Origin of the sequence: Arthrobacter alpinus (genome assembly GCF_001445575.1) — a bacterium.
GTDB classification, from domain to species: Bacteria; Actinomycetota; Actinomycetes; order Actinomycetales; family Micrococcaceae; genus Specibacter; species Specibacter alpinus_C.
Map to the genome: position 1 here is coordinate 776,813 of NZ_CP013200.1, position 17,039 is coordinate 793,851.

The window sequence follows — 17,039 nt, forward strand, 5'->3', positions numbered from 1 at the left end:
AAGGGGGAATTTCTCACGATCTTGCTGAATCTACCGCCGTAACGCGAACATTGGTAGGGCCGCTTGAAGTGGCAAGATAGTTCCATGACTATGAATGCCCCCGCCCTTGCCCTGACCATCGCCGGATCCGAAGCGACAGGCGGTGCCGGCGCCCAAGCCGACCTCAAGACATTCCAGGAACTGGGCGTCTTCGGCATTGTGAACCTCACCTGCATCGTTTCCTTTGATCCCAAAGACAACTGGAACCACCGCTTTGTGCCAGTAGATCAGCAGGTCATTGCCGACCAGTTGGAAGCTACGACGGCGGCCTATGGTGCCGCTTCCGGCGCACCCACCACGCTGGACACGGTCAAGATCGGCATGATGGGCAGCCCAGCCACCATCACCACTGTGGAGACGGCGCTCAAGGCTGCAGCGTTCAAGAATGTGGTTCTGGACCCGGTACTGATCTGCAAGGGCCAGGAGCCCGGCCACGCACTGGACACCGATCAGGCGCTGAAGGCCCAGATCCTGCCGTTGGCCACCTTTGTCACGCCCAACCACTTCGAGGCGGAGTCCCTCTCTGGCATGGTCATCAACAACGTTGAAGACCTCAAGGCTGCCGCCCGCAAGATCCATGAAATCTCCGGAGCAGCAGTCCTCGCCAAGGGTGGCGTGCGGCTGGAAGGTGATGACGCCGTCGACGTTTTCTTTGACGGCGAAACACTGGAAGTACTCTCCGCGCCGAAGGTTGGCGAGGTTGCAGTCTCAGGTGCCGGTTGCTCGCTCGCCGCAGCCGTGACAGCCGAGCTGGCCAAGGGGGCAACCCCGTTGGAGGCCGCACGCACGGCCAAGGCTTTCGTCACCGAGGGCATCAAGAACCGCGTGACATCGGGCGCACCGTTCACCGCTCTTTGGCAGGGTGGCGCGCGCGCCTAAGCGGCCGAAACCGGGCACCGGTCAGCTGTTGCCACGGCCTGCCCGGTGTGCCAAGCTCGCTTTATGAGTGTGAACGAAGCCTTGGAATCTGATCCGTTTGACGCCACTGTGCGCATGGGCCGCAATGATGCCCGGCACCGCTACGAGCTGTTCGTGGCCGATGAATTGGCCGTGATCATCACGTTCGCGGACCTGCCCGGCCACATTGACCTCATCCATACTGTTGGCCAGCCCGGCTTCGAGGGGCAGGGCCTGGCCAAGGTGTTGGCGCGCTATGCCCTGGATGACGTGGTGGCCTCCGGCAAACGGATCATTCCGCACTGCAGTTACGTGAGGCGGTTCCTGGCCAAACATCCGGAACCGTACCTGCAGTACACCGACTTCCCCGATTCCGCCGGGGACGCCTAGATGGCCCGCCCCGTGGCGCTGATTACCGGCGCCACGTCAGGGTTGGGTGCTGAATTTGCCCAGCAACTTGGCCGCGCCCAGCATGATTTGGTGCTGGTCTCCCGTGACGCCGCCCGCCTCGAGGCCAAGGCGGTGCGCCTGCGCAATGACTTTGGCATTGATGTGCAGATCCTGCCCGCTGACTTAATTACGGACGACGGCGTTGCTTCCGTCAGTGCCCGGCTGGCGGACCCGGTGCGCCCCGTCGCGGTGCTGGTCAACAACGCCGGGTTCAGTCTGCTGAAGGCCTTTGAGAAGAACTCTGTGGAAGAGGAAGCGGCGCACCTGCGCATCTTGGCTCAGACTCCCATGGAACTCACCCACGCCGTACTGCCCGGAATGCTGGAGCGTGGTGCCGGACGCATCATCAACGTCTCAAGCGTGTCAGCGTTTATCCCGCGCGGCACGTACGGCGCGGCCAAGGCATGGGGCGTCAGCTTCAGCCGATTCGCGAATCTACGCTACGGCCCACGTGGCGTGAAAGTGACAGCGGTGTGCCCCGGCTTTGTGCACACCGAATTCCACCAGCGCATGGGTGCCGATATGGGAGGCGTGAAGCCGTGGATGTGGCTCAACGCCGAACAAGTGGTGCGCGAGGGCCTGGCCGATAACGCAGTGGGCAAGGCCGTGTCCATCCCGTCCCGGCGCTACGCCACCTTGATGGCACTGGCCAAGCTGGTCCCTGACCGCGTGTCCGCAGCAGCAGGCAACCGCGGCCGCTGATTAGATCGACGGCGTGCCATAGTTTCGAGGGACCCTGAAATTTCGGGGGCACTCGCAACCATGGCACGCCGTCGTCAATGAACTCCTGGGATCTACCGCGGGAGCGGGTGGGGATTAGTCCTCGACGGATTCCGGCCGGCCCACGGTAACCGGGATGCCGGTGCCTGGGGTTGGCGGCTCATAGGATTCGTCGAAGGGCAGGTAATCCATGTCGAGCAACGGATTCTCGTCCTGCGACTTCACCAATTCCTGCGCTTCCTCCACAGTGGCCACGCTTGGCATGGAGCCAGGCAGGGGCTTCCGGGCTGATTCACGCAGGAAGTAAATACCCACTGCGCCAATCGTGGACGTCACCATCAGATAGTAGGCAGGCATCATCTGATTGTCGGTGAGGGTGATCAGGCCCTTCATGATGAAGGGGGCGGTACCGCCAAAGATCGCCACGGCAAAGTTGTAGGAGATGCCCATGCCGCCGTAACGGCTGGAGGTTGGGAACAATGCCGGCAGCGCCGAGGCCAGATTTGATACGTAAAACGTGACAGGGAAGGCGATCAACGCCAGCCCCAGCAGAGTGGTCCAGACGGGACCCACGGCAATGAGCATGAAGGCAGGGATAGCCAGCACTACTGTGCTGATCGCACCGACCCACAGCACGGGACGTCGCCCGATCCTATCGGAGAGGCGACCCGCCAAGGGGATGCACACGGCCATGGCGACCAGGATGGGGATGGTGAGGATGGTCCCGTGTATCTCGTCGTAACCCATGGAATCGGTCAAGTATGTTGGCATGTAGGACGTGAGCGCGTAGCCCGCGGTGTTGGCTGCTGCCACAAGAATCATGGCGAGCAGGACTTGGCGCCAGTACACCTTGACCAGGTGGACCGGGCCGTTTGAGGTGCTCACGTCGCTGTCTGCAGCGGACTTAGACGCCTCCTCATTAGCATCCAGAGTGGCCTGGAACTGGGGGGACTCTTCGATCTTCATGCGGAAGTAAATGGCAATCAAGCCCAAGGGTCCTGCGATGAGGAACGGCACACGCCAACCCCACTGTTCCATGGCGTCCTGGCCCAGGGTCAACTGGAGCACGGAGACCGTTGCCGCCCCGATGGCGAAGCCCATGTAGCTGCCCAGGTCAAGGATGCTGGCAAAGTAACCGCGGCGCTTGTCCGGGGCATATTCACTGACGAAGGTGGTGGCGCCTGCGTATTCACCGCCGGTGGAGAAGCCCTGAATGAGCTTGACCACGACAAGAAGCACTGCAGCCCAGATGCCGATTTGTGCGTATCCGGGGAGGAGCCCTACGGCGAAAGTTGAAGCGGCCATGACCATCAAGGTCGTGGCGAGCACCTTTTGGCGCCCGATTTTGTCTCCAAGCCAGCCGAACACTACGCCGCCGAGCGGGCGGGCCAAGAAGGTAGCCGCGAAGGTCCCCAGCAGGAACAAAGTCCGAACATCGGGGTCTGCCTCAGGCAGGAACACCGGGCCCATGGTGCCGATCAAGTATCCGAAGACACCGACGTCATACCATTCCATGGTGTTTCCCACGACGGTGCCGCTAAGGGCTTTCTTGAGCATGGGCCCATCAACAACATTTACATCGTCGACGCCCAGCCTACGTTTTTTTAGTTTGGGCAAACGCGGCTTCTTAAGCTTCGTTTGCCGGTGATCCGCGGTGTCCTTAACACCTGATTCCGGTTGAGTCATGCTTCGGTCTATGGGCATTTGTTCATCCCCTTAAGGAGTGCATTTGCTTGCGACTTTCTGCTGCATCGCTACGGGCAGACCTTAAATTCTAGCAGATGGACTAATTCGGGCCTCGGGAGGGGGTGCTGTCAAGAACCCAAAAACCCCGTCATCACGGCCCACAGTGGGCTGCGATACGGGGTCTAGTGGAAGCGGCTGGGAACGCGTGATGGGCCCACATTCGCGAGGGACCCGCTGCGAGCTGTGGGAACGCGTGGATGGGCCCACGCGCCCGAGGGGCCCCAACCGAGGGACGAGGCTACAGTGTGCGTGGATGGGCCCACGCGCCCGAGGGGCCCCAACCGAGGGACGAGGCTACAGTGTGCGTGGATGGGCCCACATTCGCGAGGGACCCGCTGCGAGCTTGCGAGCGGGGGAGCGGATGGGGACTAGGCGTCGTGGTTGGTCTCCAGGATGCTGACCAGCGAGTCCAAAGCAGCCTCTGCTGAGTCGTCATCGGTGCGCAGCACAACCGCTTCGCCGAACTCCATGCCCAGGCTCATCAGTGCCAGCATGCTGTCCGCGTCTACCGCGTCCTCAATGGCGTCGCCCACGCGCGCAATGGTCACCTCGGCGTCCAGCTCGCCGGCGGCTTCGGCAAAGATTGATGCCGGGCGGGCGTGCAGTCCAACGGTGCTGGCAATGGTGGCGGTGCGTTCAATCATGGGTTCTCCTAAAAAATAATGGTTAAAAAGTGGATCAGAGGCCGAGTTCAGCGAGGGCCGGCAGCCCGGCCCGGACCAGCTCGCGAGCCTCGGCGGCAGAGGACGCAGACACCGCCCGGTATGCCAATGCTGTAGCCGCCTCGCGCGTGACGGTGCGCAGCACGGCAGCCACGGCCGGCAGGGCACGTGGCGTCATGGATAGTGAGCTGACACCTAAACCGGCAAGCACGACGGCGAGGGCCGGGTCCGCGGCTGACTCGCCACACACCCCAACTGGCTTGGGCGCCGAGGATTCTAGCGATGGTGAATGTTTGGCTTGGGCAATAGCGCCCTCAACAGTTGCCTGGATCAAGGCCAGCACAGCTGGCTGCCAGGGATCATTCAGGGCGGCAAGCGGCCCCAACTGCCTGTCGGCAGCCATGGCGTACTGGGTGAGATCGTTAGTGCCCAAGCTGGCAAATTCAACGTGGTCTAGGATATGCCGGGCAGTCAGGGCTGCAGACGGAACCTCAACCATGACCCCGGATGTTGCAAGCCCTGCTGCGCTACACATGGCGGCAAAATCAGCGGCCTCTGCGGGCGTTGAAATCATGGGTGCCATAACCCAGACCAAGGCCTGTGTTTGGGATGCTGCGTCCGCAATAGCGGCCAGCTGCCGGGCAAGAACGCCGGGGCTGGTGATATCCGTGCGGTATCCCCGCACTCCCAAGGCGGGGTTCGGCTCGCTGCTGTCGGTCAGGAACGGCAGTGGCTTGTCCGCCCCTGCATCCAGAGTCCGCACAACAACTTTCTTACCCGGGAAGGCCTCAAAAACGCCCTTGTAGGCGGCTACCTGGTCCTCATGGCTGGGCTCGCTGCTGTTGCCCAAGAAACAGAATTCGGTGCGTAGCAGTCCCACTCCCTGGGCTTTGGCCGCGGCGGCCTCCTGGGCATCCTTGGCTCCGCCAACATTGGCCAGGAGTGGGATCAGCGTGCCGTCGGCCATTTGACCTTCACCATCAAAGACGCTGAGCAGTGAAGCCTTCTCCTGCCACACCGCAACGGCAGAACGTTCGGAATCGCCTGGTTCGGTGCTGACAACCCCGGTGGAACCGTCCACAAACACCATGGCGTCCTCAGCAATCTCGGAGACACCGGCCGCTGCAACAACAGCCGGAAGCCCCAAACTGCGGGCAATGATGGCTGTGTGTGACTGGGGTCCGCCGCTCGCCGTGACCAGAGCAATGATCTTTGTGGGATCAAGGGTGGCCGTGTCGGCAGGGGCAAGATCGTCGGCAACGAGGATGAACGGTTCGGCTGAGTCAGGGATTTCCGGGGCGGGGAACCCACGGAGCACGGCCACGATGCGTGAGCGCACATCCAGCACGTCGTGCGAGCGTTCGGCCATGTAACCGCCCAAGTCAGTGAGCATCTTGGCCACCGAATCGCCGGCTTCCCAGATGGCCCGTTCCGGCGATGTGCCGGCCTTGACCAACTTAATGGCTGCCTTGATCAACATGGGGTCGGTGGCCATCAGGGCCGTGGCCTCAAGGACCTCCTTCCCGGCACCTTCAGCCCGGCCAGCACGCTCCAAAAGCGTTGCCTTCACGCTTGCTCCGGCAGCCTTGAGGGAATCAGCGGCAGTCTCGGGCGCCGTCGAACTTTCCAAAGACGCACCCGCGGGTGGCTCTGTCAAGGAAGGCGGCATGTGATGAACGGGGCCAATGACGCGGCCACGGAAGACGCCAACTCCAACAAAGCTTTGCACGGGTGCTCCTTCGAAAGTCATTTCGCCTAGCTAGCCTGGCTTGCAAGCTGCTTTGCTGCAAGGGTATCAACGGGCTTGCGGACAGCCCAGCGTTTCAGCGCAACCACCGAGAATGCGGCCACCACGGTGCCCACCAGGATTGAAACGGCGAACATGCCCAGGTTGCCGATGGCGAAGAAGACGAAGAATCCGCCGTGGGGTGCCTGTGAGGTGACGTGGAAGGCCATGGTCATGGCGCCGGTGATGGCACCGCCCAGCATGGAGGCCGGGATGACGCGCAGGGGATCGGCAGCGGCAAACGGGATGGCGCCCTCGGAGATGAACGAGGCGCCCAGGAGCCAGGCGGCCTTGCCGTTCTCACGCTCTGCGAGGGAGAAACGCTTCTTGTCCAGGACCGTTGCCAGGGCCATGGCGAGCGGGGGAACCATGCCGGCGGCCATGACGGTTGCCATGATTTCCCACGGCGCCTGGTTGGCGATGCTGCCGGCGCCCAGACCGGCCACGGCGAAGGCGTACGCTACCTTGTTGACCGGACCGCCCAGGTCGAAACACATCATGAGGCCAAGGATGATGCCCAGCACGACGGCGGAGGCCCCGGACATTCCCGTCAACCAGTTGTTCAGTCCAACAGTGAGTGCGGCGATGGGGGCGCCGAGGAACAAGAGCATGGCACCGGAGGCGATGATGGATCCCAGGAGCGGGATGATGACCACGGGCATCAGGCCGCGCAGCCAGCGCGGGACCTTCCAGCTGCCGATCCAGTACGCGGCCAGGCCGGCCAGGATGCCGCCTACCAGGCCGCCGAGGAAGCCGGCGCCCATGAAGACGGCGATGGCACCGGCGGTGAAGCCGGGTGCGATGCCGGGGCGGTCGGCGATCCCGAAGGCAATGTAGCCTGCCAGTGCGGGGACCAGGAACGCCATGGAGAGGGCTCCGATCTTGAACGCAACGGCACCCAGGTAGGCCCCGAGCGGACCCAAGGCATGCAGCGGGTACTCGGTTGGCAGGTTGCCAAGGCTGCTGCTGCCAAGGATCTTGTCCGCGGCGCCGGCAATCTCAAAACCGCCCAGCAGGAAGCCGAGCGCAATGAGCAGCCCGCCACCGGCCACAAACGGAATCATGTAACTGACACCTGTCAGCAGGACCTTCTTGATTTTGGCGCCGAGGCTTTCGCCCGAGGCTGCGGCCTTCTGATCGGCAGTCTCTTCAGCTCCAAAATGCGGCACGCGGTGGGCATTCGGGTTGTCCGCGGCGGCGACTGCCTCCTGGATCATCTTGGCGGGCTCGTCAATGCCGCGCTTGACCGGAGAGCTCACCAGCGGCTTGCCGGCAAAACGCTCCTTGCCACGCACATCCACGTCAACAGCGAAAATCACGGCATCCGCCGCGGCAATGACGGCCGGATCCAGCGGAGTCACAGCACCGGAACCCTGCGTCTCAACTTGCAGATCAACACCGGCTTCCTGGGCTGCGGCGACGAGTGAATCGGCGGCCATGTACGTGTGCGCAATACCTGTGGGGCACGCCGTCACGGCAACAATCCGCTTGCGGCGTGCTGGCTCGGGTGAGGCGGCGGATACGCCGGAACCGGTGGAGCCGGGTTCGGTTTGGGCCGCCGGCTTTGGAGCATCTGCCAGGGCTCCCTCGACCAGGGCGACGATGTCACTCGGGGTTGCTGCTGCGCGCAGGGCGGCCGTGAAGTCCTTCTTAATGAGGGAACGGGCCAGCCTGGAGAGCAGCTTGAGATGTTCGTTATCGGCGCCTGCGGGGCAGCGATGAAGAAGACGATGTCTGCCGGGCCGTCTTTGGCACCAAAGTCCACAGCCGGGTTCAGCCGGGCCATGGCGAGGGTGGGTTCCAGAACGGACTCGGAGCGGCAATGCGGGATGGCAATGCCGCCGGGAACGCCGGTTGCGGTCTTTTGCTCGCGGGCGAGGGCGTCGGCAAACAGGCCTTCGACTTCCGCCGCGCGGCCGGTCTTTGCAATGAGCTCCGCCAAGTTGCGGATGACGGAGGTGGTGTCAGTGCCGAGATTGGCGTCAAGAAGCACCAAATCGTCGTTGATGAGGGTTGTCATGTCAGTTCTCTTCGGGTGGGGTCAGCGCCGTCACGGTGATGGCTGCGGGAGACGTTTGTGCAAGGGAAGGAACCATGGTTCCAGGGAGGGAAGCTGCGGCCGCGCCATGGGCCACCGCTTGCTGAAGGCATGCTTCGGGGGAGTCCCCGCGAAGATTTGCCAGGAGATAACCGGACAGTGCGGAATCGCCCGCACCGACAGTGCTTTTCGCCTTGATGGCGGGTCCGCGGCCGTGCCAGGTGCCGTGGTTGGTGGTCAGAACTGCGCCCTTGGAACCGAGCGTTGCCAGAACTGCCCCCACACCGCTTTGGAGCAGGGTAGCGGATGCGGCTGCTGCTGCACCCGGATCCGCCTCAAGCTCGGAGCCGTTGGAAAGACCAGTCAGTTCGGCCAGTTCTTCGCCATTGGGCTTGAGCAAATCAGGGGCCGCACGCAAGCACTGGCGCAGCGGGGCGCCGGAAGCGTCTACGGCAATGCGTGGAGCTCGCGGTCCATAAGCGGCACGAACCGCCTCAATCACCACGGCGTAGTAGTCATCCGGCGCACCCGGGGGGAGTGAGCCGGCCAGTACGAGCCAGCCCGCGCCGTCGGACATCTTTACGGTGAGCTCAAGGAGGTCACTGAGGTGGGCCGAGGTGAGGACGGGGCCGGGCTCGTTGACCTTAGTGGTGGTGCCGTCGGGCTCGGTGATGGCCACGTTGCTGCGCAGGGGTGCGCCGATGGGCATGGCCAGGTGCGGGATTTTTTCCAGTTCCAAGGCGAGGACGACGGCGTCGCCTGCGTCCCCGGGCAACAGCGCCAGAGTCTCGATGCCAGAAGCGGTGAGGGCACGGACAATGTTCACGCCCTTGCCGCCGGGATGCGCCACGGAGGAAGTTGCGCGCTGAACTTCGCCGCGCTGGAGGGGATCTGCCAACTCAATGGTGCGGTCCAGGCTGGGGTTGGGTGTCAAGGTGAGGATCATGCGATCACGACCTCAACGCCGGCGGCGGCTAAGGCGGCGGCAAGCTCGGCGGATGGTTCTGCGGTGGTGACCAAGGTATCGATCTCCTCGAGGGTTGCGAAGCGGACAAGAGTTTCGGTGCCGAGTTTTGAGGCGTCGGCCAGAACGATGACCTGCCGAGCGGCCCTGACCATGGCGGTCTTGGTGGCGGCTTCGACGGGATCGGGGGTACTCAGGCCAAAGTCTGTGTGCAGGCCGTTGGTGCCAATGAAGGCGATGTCGGGGCGTAGGGCGCCGAGCTGTTCCGTGGCGCGAGCTCCGACGACGGCGCTGGTCAGGCCCCGTACGCGACCGCCGACGATGTCCAACAGCAGGTGCGTGTTGGTGCTCAGGGTGGCGGCCATGGGGAGCGAGTTGGTGATGACGAGTAGTTCATCGCCTGTATTGACAGGGGCCCAGCTGGTCAGGCGTTCGGCCAGTGCGGCTGTGGTGGTCCCCGAGTCCAGCAGGATTGAAGCCCGCGGAACGTTAGGGATCAGAGCCAAGGCGGCCGTGGCGATGCGGTGCTTCTCGTCTAGATGCTGAGACTGACGTTCGCTCAGGCTGAGCTCAGAGCGGGTCAGTCGATCAACGCTCACAGCGCCACCGTGGACCCGGCGGAGTTGGCCAGCTTCCTCGAGCGCAGCCAAGTCGCGGCGTACCGTCTCTTGGGTGATGGAAAAGAGTTCGGCCAAGTCATTGACGCCAACCCTGCCTTGGGCGCTGACGAGTTCGGCGATCCTGCTGTGCCGTTCCTCCGCGAACATTGTGTTTCCTTCCGATGGTGGTCCGTGCGTGCTGCGTTGATGCCGGAACCGATGCCCGTGATGCGAGTCACAGGTTGGTGTTTCAGATGACTTTATCTGTGTTTATCTTTGATTGTCAACACTATTCCCACATAAACACAGAAGCGCGGGTCTGTTGTGCGAGCTCGGCCAGCCCCTGCCGCATCGATCCGTGAGAAATGGCTGCATTGGGGACTCAGAACAGCCATTTCTCACGGATCGATGGAGATGCCCGGCCAACCGATAGTGTGGCGCCATGGAAACAGTCATCTGGTCCCGCCCCGAGAATGAACGCGCCGGCACTCCGCTGTTGCTGATGCTGCACGGGTACGGATCAAATGAAAGCCGCATGAGTGCGTTGTTTCCCGGCATGCCAGCTGGATTCACCTGCGCCGCACCGCGGGCACCCGTGGACATCTCCGGCGACTGGGGCTGGTTTTTGCTGGACTACTTCCTGGCCAACGACTTCGCCGAGGTGGTGGGTGCGGCCACGAAAGTCCTTGCCTGGTTGGATACCGAGATGGCTAAGCACCACTTCAGCTCCGTCTCCGTGGTGGGCTTTTCGCAGGGCATGGCCATGGCGACCACTCTCATCCGGCTGCGTCCTGAAATGTTCACGGCAGGCGTGGGGCTTTCCGGATTCGTGCTGCACAACGAGCTGCTCGCCACCATGGAACCACTGGCGCACAAAGTGCCGTTTTTCTGGGCCCGCGACCCGCAGGACCTCGTCATTAACCCGGACGCCACCGAATTCACGGCCGTATGGCTGGCCGCCAACACGGATCTGCAGCACGCCCGTTACGAAGGCTTGGGCCACAACACAAGTGCCGAGGAGCTCGCCGACGTTGCTTCGTTCCTGACAGCGAATGTGCCCGGTTCGTTCGTGCCCCACGGATAGCCTGGGCACTAGGGCGAACCAACCCGGCGGTTTCGAATTCACTGCGGCGCGCGACGGCAACGTCTCCATCACACATCACGGGCAGCCGGCAACCACGCTGCGCTTGACCGCCCCGCCGCGGGCCCCACAAGCAGCCGAATGTCGGTGTGGAGTCAATCAAAAGGTTGATGGCCGGCGTCGTGCGTGTCCATAGGCTGGAAACAAACGCCCGATCATGGCCCACCAGCAAAGGACACCCCCCATGAAGAAACTCTTCTACTCATCGTTCGCCTACATGGTCATTGGCGTGCTCTCCGGCCTGTTTTACCGCGAGTACACCAAGGGCAAGGACTTCAGCGGCGTCACACAGCTCTCCGTGGTCCACACGCACCTGCTCACGCTCGGCTTCATCGTCCTGCTCATTGTGCTGATCCTGGAAAAGCTGTTCACGCTGTCGAAATCGCGCCTGTTCAACTGGTTCTTCTGGACGTACAACGCCGGCCTGATGCTGACCGCGGCCATTATGGTGGTCCACGGCATGCTGCAGGTCAACGGCACCACCGAGGTCTCCGCAGCCATCCCCGGGATCGCGGGCTTGGGCCACATCCTGCTCTCTGTAGCGATGGTTCTGTTATTCCTGGCACTTCGCACCCGCCTATTTGCCCCGGCTGTGCAGACCCCCACTGTGAAGCACGACGACGGCACTCCCGTAGCGCTCGCAGGCTGACACCACGCTGGGCCAGCTGAGTTTGGGCCGGCTGAGTTTGGGTGCCCTGAGTAAGTCCGGCCGGCGCAACCCTAGTTTTCCTGTCAGTGAACGGCAGCCAGGACCAGGATTGGGCGGCTACGCTGGAGACCAAGAGCTGGAGGCAAAAACAGGCAGGGGAAAACATGGCCAGCAAGGATCTCAACCGTGGGGGAATGCCGCAGACACCGGGCTTCGCCAAACACCATGGACCGGTTAATCCGGCTGTTCAAATGGCAGCAGGTGCTGCTTTTGATCCCAACGGCAAGCCCACGCCCGCTGTTCACGGCATGCTGTTGAAGGCTGTTGAGGTACAGCGACCGCTGGTGCTGGCAAATCTGCGTCGCCTGCGCAAACGCTACCCCAATGCGTCTGCCTACGAACTCAGCCAGCGCTTGGAACGTGACTTTCTCAATGGTGTGAGCGGTGGCGGGGCTGCCATCGGTGCCACCGCCATCATCCCGGGCATCGGCACCGTGGCGGCGTTGTCCATTTCCGCCGCGGCAACCGTGGTCTTCCTTGAAGCCACGGCGCTCTACGCGCAATCCATTGCCGAACTTCACGGCGTTCGGCTGGCGAATCCGGAAAGCGCTCAGGTCACGGTCATGGCCATTATCCTGGGTGAAGAAGGCCAAGCCATGCTGCAGGGTTTGACGGGTCATGCCCTGGGTACAGGCAAAACGCCCATGCAGGCCTGGGGTAAAACCGTCAGCAAGAATCTGCCGCTGAGCACCGTCAAGACGCTCGTGGGGCCCATGCAGAAAATGTTCCTGAAGAAGATGGCTGTTAAGGGCAGCGCCTCTGTGGTGGGCAAGGCCCTGCCTTTTGGTATTGGCGCGGCCGTGGGCGGCGTGGGTAACTACATGATGGGCAAGGCCGTGATCGGCTCAGCCAACCGAGCCTTTGGTCCGGCGCCCATGATGATTCCGCAGGAACTGCTGGTCGAACTCGAATCGACCGCCAAACTCCCGAAGCCGCCCAAGGCGCCCAAGGCGCCGAAGTCCGTCAAGCCGCCCAAACCCGTCAAACAGAGCAAGATACCCAAGCCGCCGAAGCTGCCCCGGCGCCCGCGATGAGCTGTTCCCCTCTTTTCGCGCATGTAGGGACATGCGCGGAAGGCGGGGACGTACGTGGCGGCCCTGAACCTTGGCGGGGGGACATGCGTGGAAGGTAGGGACATACGCGGCGGCCCCAGAGGACACCATAAGGCCCCGGAAGGCCCCGACAGTCAGCCCAGGCAGAGGCGGCGCTAGCCGAACACCAGCGTGGCCACGGTGAAGATCGCCAGGCCCGCCAGCGAGCCAACCACGGTGCCGTTGATGCGGATAAATTGCAGGTCCTTGCCCACTTGAAGTTCGATCTTCTCGCTGGTTTCCACAGCGTCCCAGCGCTCCACGGTGTCCGTAATCAGCGAGGTGATCTCGTGCTTGTAGGTGCCTACGAGGTAGGCGGCGGCGTCGGCTATCCACTTGTTGACCTTGCCCGCAAGTTCGAGATCGGACACCAGCCGGGAGCCGAAATCATGCACGGCCGAGGTGAACTTCAGGCGCAGCTCTGAGGTGGGATCGTCCACGGCATCCGTCAGCGCCGTCTTGATGGTCTCCCATGTGCGGCCGGCCAATTCCCGTACTTCGGGGTCACCCAGAACCTGAGCCTTAATGTCTTCGGCTTTGGCGATCATAGCCGGATCATGTTGGAGCTCCTGCGCAAGATCCTTCAAATACTTGTCCAGTTGCAGCCGGACTTCATGGTGCGGGTTGTCCTGCACGGCCCGGGCAAACTTGTAGATTTCCGTGTGGATCTTGTCGCCTACCAATCCATCTACAAAGACCGGAACCCAGCTGGGTGAGCGGTCGGTCACCAAGCCGGAGATGGTGTCATGGTTGGCCTGGATCCAAGTTGTGGACCGGTCAACGAGCAGATCTACCAGCGCGTGATGGTGGCCATCGGCAAAGATTCGCTCGGCCAGCTTGCCCACGGGCGGGCCCCACGGCGGATCCATCACATGCTTGCGGACCAACGACTCGATGACGTCCTGAATGTCGTCGTCCTTCAAGACCGAAATAGCGCCACGCAGGGCGGCGGCACCCTCGGTAGTCACACGATCCGCGCTGCCCGGCTTGGTGAGCCACGTGCCAACCTTCTGCGCAATATGGGTGGTGGCCAGCTTTTGCGACACCACCTCCTCCGCGAGGAAATTGGTTTCCACAAAGTCCCCTAAGGACGCGCCAATCTCATCCTTGCGGTTCGGGATGATGGCGGTGTGTGGAATCTTCAGGCCCATGGGGTACTTGAACAGAGCCGTGACAGCGAACCAGTCGGCCAGCGCGCCCACCATGCCGCCCTCAGCCGCCGCACGGACATACGCCAGCCAAGGAAAGCGGGGCTGCAAAGCGAAGGCAAAACAGAACACCACTGCCATGAAAATCAGCAGAGCCAACGCAATGTTTTTCATGCGCTTGAGCGCCGCAGCCTTCAAAACATCCGGATGCTGAGGTGGAACTGACTGCTCGAGCCTTAGTGTTTGCGCCATGGAGTAAGCGTAGCGTGGAGCCATGACAGTTCAGATCTATGCCCACCGCGGTTCCAGTGCCGCGTTTGGAGAGCACACTCGAGCCGCCTATTTGCAGGCGCTAGCCGACGGAGCCGACGGCGTCGAATGCGATCTCCACTTGACCGCCGACGGCGAACTAGTCCTATTGCACGACGATGACGTTGCCCGGACCTCCAATGGGACCGGGCTCGTGGCGGAGTTGACGCTGAAACAGCTGCGCGCCCTGGATTTCAGCAGTTGGCACGGCGCCGTCATTCCGCCCGAGTACGGCACCATTGCCAACCAGCTCCTCACCTTGCCGGAATTGCTGGAAGTACTGTCCACTGCCGGGCGCCCCCTTGGCCTGGCCATCGAGTTTAAGTTCGGGGCCACGTTCAAACCGCAGCTGGTGGACGCCACCCTCGAAGCCCTGCGCCGGCACGGCTGGGAGTCTGAAAACTCCACCGCCGGGAACCTGCACATTTCCTTCATGAGCTTCCATCCCGACGCCGTGAAGCACCTGGCCGAGCAGATCCCCGCCGAGCACCTGTGCCAATTGCTAGAACTCGTTCAGGTGGCGGATGTCCGCGAAGACCTGGACGTCGGCACCATGGCCGGGCTGCGCCGGGCCATGAAAGAGGGGGAGTCGTTAATTGACGACGGCGTTGCGCACCTTGCGGGGCCCGGCGTCGAGTATCTGCGCGCGCACCCGGGCACCGGTGCGCGCTGGGTGGCCGCTGGTCGGGTGCTGCGCGTGTGGACGGTGGACACCGAAGCGGACTTGGAACTGTGCCTGGCGGCCGGTGTTGCGCAAGTGACAAGCAACAGGCCTCGGGAAATTCGTGAGCTGGTGGGCGCGCTATCTCCTGCGGATCTTGACGCTATGTGATTGCATGGAACTATGGCATCGCGAATTGAAGACTATGCACTTTTGTCCGATCTGCACACCGGGGCCCTGATAGGCCGCGACGGAAGTATTGACTGGTTGTGCTTTCCGCGCTTTGACTCACCGGCGGTTTTTACCGCCCTGCTCGGCACCAGTGACCACGGCCGCTGGCTCATGGCGCCTGCGCACCCTGAAGCAACCGTCACGCAGCGCAGCTACCGTGGGCGGACCTTCGTCTTGGAGACGCTGTGGGAAACCCCCGACGGCACCGCGCGCATCACGGATTTCATGCCGGTGGGCGACCGCCGTGCGTCCATTGTCCGCCGCATCGACGGACTCAGTGGCAGCGTGGAATTTACCGAGCGGATCACTGTCCGCCCCGGCTATGGCAAGGTCCTGCCATGGGTGCGGCGCGTCGATGAGGGTGATAAAAACGAAGCAATCGTGGCAATCGCCGGACCAGACGCGATGGTGCTGCGCGGGGATAAGCTGCCTCACGCGCTCGACCGTGAACACGTGGGCAGTTTTGTTCTCGAGGCCGGACAGCGCGTGGAGCAGGAACTGATTTGGTTCCCGTCGCACCGTCCCGTCCCACCGCCCATCAACATTGAAAAAGCACTTGAAGAGACCAGCAATTACTGGAACAAGTGGGCCGCCCGCTACAACCAGGACGGCAAATACGCGGCCATTGTGGAGCGCTCACTCTTGGTGCTGCGCGCCCTGACGCATGAGGATACCGGCGGGATTGTTGCGGCGCCCACCACCTCGCTGCCCGAAGATTTTGGTGGCGCACGAAACTGGGATTACAGGTTCTGCTGGCTGCGCGATGCGGCGCTGACGCTCGAGGCCATGCTCACCCATGGCTTTGCCGAAGAGGCGTTGAAGTGGCGCGACTGGTTGCTGCGCGCGGTGGCTGGGGACCCGGAAGATCTGCAGATCATGTACGGTCTCGGAGGCGAACGCGATCTCACTGAGGGCGAGTTGGGCCATCTGCCTGGCTACGAGGGTGCGCTGCCGGTGCGTATTGGCAACGGCGCCGTGGGGCAGTACCAGGCCGATGTTGTGGGTGAGGTGCTGGTGGCTTTGGAGAAGCTGCGTCTGGCCGGCGGGCACGAGGACCACTTCTCCTGGCCCTTGCAGCAGGCCATGCTGGGTTTCGTGGAGAAGCACCTGAGCGCCAAGGACCACGGCATCTGGGAAATGCGCGGGGACCTGCTGCATTTCACGCATTCGCGCGTCATGATGTGGGCAGCCTTCGATTGTGGCGTCCGTGCTGTGCGCGATCACGGCCTGTCCGGACCGGTTGAACGGTGGGAGGAGCTGCGGAATGAGCTGCATGTCGAAATTATGGAGTTGGGCTTCAACAAAGAGCTGAACACGTTCACTCAAACCTATGGCGGCACTGCCACCGACGCATCGCTGCTGGTGTTGCCGCAGGTGGGATTTGTGGGCTACGGATCCCCGGAAATGTTGGGTACCGTGGACGCCTTGGAGGCGGAACTACTCGATGGCCACGGCTTGATCCTGCGCTACCAAACAGCAACCGGGTTGGACGGGCTGGCCCCCGGCGAACACCCGTTTCTGGCGTGCTCCTTCTGGCTCGTTGAACAGTATGCGCACACTGGCCGCCGCAAGGATGCCGTGAAGCTGATGGACTCCCTGGTGGGTTTGGCCAATGACGTTGGCCTGCTCAGCGAGGAATACGACATGGAGCAGGGCCGCATGGCTGGCAACTTCCCTCAGGCCTTCTCACACTTGGCCCTGGTCCGTGCGGCCGATGCCCTCCACGGCACCGAGCAGCTGAGCCTGTCCGATGAACCGATTGACACTCACACGATGCCCATCATCGTGCCTTCCTGAGGCGGCGTTCCGGCACGGAATCTTGGTGCGGTCTTGGGGTGTTTCTTGCCA

The 17,039-nt window shown here is 62.6% G+C and carries 14 protein-coding genes and 1 pseudogene; 8 read left to right on the plus strand and 7 right to left on the minus strand.

The genetic code is table 11. The annotated features are described in order from the left end of the window. Positions 1 to 84: 84 nt before the first annotated feature. The 3 genes from AS189_RS03335 to AS189_RS03345 all read left to right on the plus strand — a co-directional run bounded on the left by AS189_RS03335 (position 85) and on the right by AS189_RS03345 (position 2,088). Entirely contained in the window at positions 85 to 918 is an 834-nt protein-coding gene (locus AS189_RS03335) for a hydroxymethylpyrimidine/phosphomethylpyrimidine kinase (protein ID WP_062286331.1), read from the plus strand. Between the two features lie 63 nt (positions 919 to 981). Further along, a complete protein-coding gene (locus tag AS189_RS03340) occupies positions 982 to 1,326 on the plus strand; it encodes a GNAT family N-acetyltransferase (RefSeq protein WP_062286332.1) in 345 nt (114 codons plus the stop codon). Next, positions 1,327 to 2,088 carry an SDR family NAD(P)-dependent oxidoreductase gene (locus tag AS189_RS03345; protein ID WP_062286333.1) on the plus strand — a complete coding sequence of 254 codons (762 nt, stop codon included), beginning with the start codon at positions 1,327 to 1,329 and terminating at the stop codon, positions 2,086 to 2,088. It begins immediately after the preceding gene. A 114-nt stretch (positions 2,089 to 2,202) separates the two neighbouring features. Here AS189_RS03345 and AS189_RS03350 read toward each other — a convergent pair whose 3' ends face one another. The 6 genes and pseudogenes from AS189_RS03350 to AS189_RS03375 form a co-directional block, all read right to left on the minus strand. Beyond that, positions 2,203 to 3,810 (minus strand): MFS transporter, encoded by a 1,608-nt coding sequence (locus AS189_RS03350; RefSeq protein ID WP_062286334.1) that lies wholly within the window; start codon positions 3,808 to 3,810, stop codon positions 2,203 to 2,205. A 410-nt stretch (positions 3,811 to 4,220) separates the two neighbouring features. After that, complete coding sequence (locus tag AS189_RS03355) at positions 4,221 to 4,496, minus strand: HPr family phosphocarrier protein (protein ID WP_062286335.1); 276 nt, start codon at positions 4,494 to 4,496, stop codon at positions 4,221 to 4,223. A 34-nt stretch (positions 4,497 to 4,530) separates the two neighbouring features. Further along, entirely contained in the window at positions 4,531 to 6,243 is a 1,713-nt protein-coding gene (locus tag AS189_RS03360; RefSeq protein WP_062286336.1) for a phosphoenolpyruvate--protein phosphotransferase, read from the minus strand. 26 nt (positions 6,244 to 6,269) lie between these two features. Further along, positions 6,270 to 8,320: pseudogene (locus AS189_RS03365) on the minus strand (PTS fructose transporter subunit IIABC). Position 8,321: 1 nt separating this feature from the next. Further along, positions 8,322 to 9,284, minus strand: coding sequence for a 1-phosphofructokinase family hexose kinase (locus tag AS189_RS03370; RefSeq protein ID WP_062286337.1), 963 nt, complete (start codon positions 9,282 to 9,284; stop codon positions 8,322 to 8,324). Further along, positions 9,281 to 10,069 (minus strand): DeoR/GlpR family DNA-binding transcription regulator, encoded by a 789-nt coding sequence (locus tag AS189_RS03375; protein ID WP_062286338.1) that lies wholly within the window; start codon positions 10,067 to 10,069, stop codon positions 9,281 to 9,283. Before AS189_RS03375 ends, AS189_RS03370 begins: the two co-directional genes overlap by 4 nt. 274 nt (positions 10,070 to 10,343) lie before the next feature. On the opposite strand from AS189_RS03375, the gene AS189_RS03380 reads away from it, so the two are divergent. From AS189_RS03380 to AS189_RS03390, 3 genes are all read left to right on the plus strand, one after another. Next, a complete protein-coding gene (locus AS189_RS03380; protein ID WP_062286339.1) occupies positions 10,344 to 10,985 on the plus strand; it encodes an alpha/beta hydrolase in 642 nt (213 codons plus the stop codon). A gap of 241 nt (positions 10,986 to 11,226) precedes the next feature. Continuing rightward, positions 11,227 to 11,691: a DUF2871 domain-containing protein gene (locus AS189_RS03385; RefSeq protein ID WP_062286340.1), complete on the plus strand. Its 465-nt coding sequence runs from the start codon at positions 11,227 to 11,229 to the stop codon at positions 11,689 to 11,691. Positions 11,692 to 11,855: 164 nt separating this feature from the next. Then, positions 11,856 to 12,785 (plus strand): hypothetical protein, encoded by a 930-nt coding sequence (locus AS189_RS03390; protein WP_193393507.1) that lies wholly within the window; start codon positions 11,856 to 11,858, stop codon positions 12,783 to 12,785. Positions 12,786 to 12,958: 173 nt separating this feature from the next. Here the strand turns inward: AS189_RS03390 and AS189_RS03395 are convergent, their stop codons facing one another. Next, positions 12,959 to 14,242, minus strand: a complete 1,284-nt coding sequence (locus tag AS189_RS03395) for a DUF445 domain-containing protein (protein WP_062292857.1) — start codon at positions 14,240 to 14,242, stop codon at positions 12,959 to 12,961. 22 nt (positions 14,243 to 14,264) lie between these two features. Between AS189_RS03395 and AS189_RS03400 the strand changes: the two genes are divergently transcribed. After that, the gene (locus AS189_RS03400; RefSeq protein WP_062286341.1) at positions 14,265 to 15,131 is read left to right on the plus strand and encodes a glycerophosphodiester phosphodiesterase; all 867 of its coding nucleotides are present in this window, start codon (positions 14,265 to 14,267) and stop codon (positions 15,129 to 15,131) included. 12 nt (positions 15,132 to 15,143) lie between these two features. Beyond that, the gene (locus tag AS189_RS03405) at positions 15,144 to 16,988 is read left to right on the plus strand and encodes a glycoside hydrolase family 15 protein (protein WP_062286342.1); all 1,845 of its coding nucleotides are present in this window, start codon (positions 15,144 to 15,146) and stop codon (positions 16,986 to 16,988) included. Positions 16,989 to 17,039: the final 51 nt, after the last annotated feature.

Coding starts and splice junctions, on each gene's coding strand:
- AS189_RS03340 (WP_062286332.1), top strand. CDS start 982: ATGAGTGTGAACGAAGCCTTGGAATCTGATCCGTTTGACGCCACTGTG.
- AS189_RS03390 (WP_193393507.1), top strand. CDS start 11,856: ATGGCCAGCAAGGATCTCAACCGTGGGGGAATGCCGCAGACACCGGGC.
- AS189_RS03400 (WP_062286341.1), top strand. CDS start 14,265: ATGACAGTTCAGATCTATGCCCACCGCGGTTCCAGTGCCGCGTTTGGA.
- AS189_RS03345 (WP_062286333.1), top strand. CDS start 1,327: ATGGCCCGCCCCGTGGCGCTGATTACCGGCGCCACGTCAGGGTTGGGT.
- AS189_RS03385 (WP_062286340.1), top strand. CDS start 11,227: ATGAAGAAACTCTTCTACTCATCGTTCGCCTACATGGTCATTGGCGTG.
- AS189_RS03355 (WP_062286335.1), bottom strand. CDS start 4,496: ATGATTGAACGCACCGCCACCATTGCCAGCACCGTTGGACTGCACGCC.
- AS189_RS03350 (WP_062286334.1), bottom strand. CDS start 3,810: ATGCCCATAGACCGAAGCATGACTCAACCGGAATCAGGTGTTAAGGAC.
- AS189_RS03370 (WP_062286337.1), bottom strand. CDS start 9,284: ATGATCCTCACCTTGACACCCAACCCCAGCCTGGACCGCACCATTGAG.
- AS189_RS03405 (WP_062286342.1), top strand. CDS start 15,144: ATGGCATCGCGAATTGAAGACTATGCACTTTTGTCCGATCTGCACACC.
- AS189_RS03335 (WP_062286331.1), top strand. CDS start 85: ATGACTATGAATGCCCCCGCCCTTGCCCTGACCATCGCCGGATCCGAA.
- AS189_RS03375 (WP_062286338.1), bottom strand. CDS start 10,069: ATGTTCGCGGAGGAACGGCACAGCAGGATCGCCGAACTCGTCAGCGCC.
- AS189_RS03380 (WP_062286339.1), top strand. CDS start 10,344: ATGGAAACAGTCATCTGGTCCCGCCCCGAGAATGAACGCGCCGGCACT.
- AS189_RS03395 (WP_062292857.1), bottom strand. CDS start 14,242: ATGGCGCAAACACTAAGGCTCGAGCAGTCAGTTCCACCTCAGCATCCG.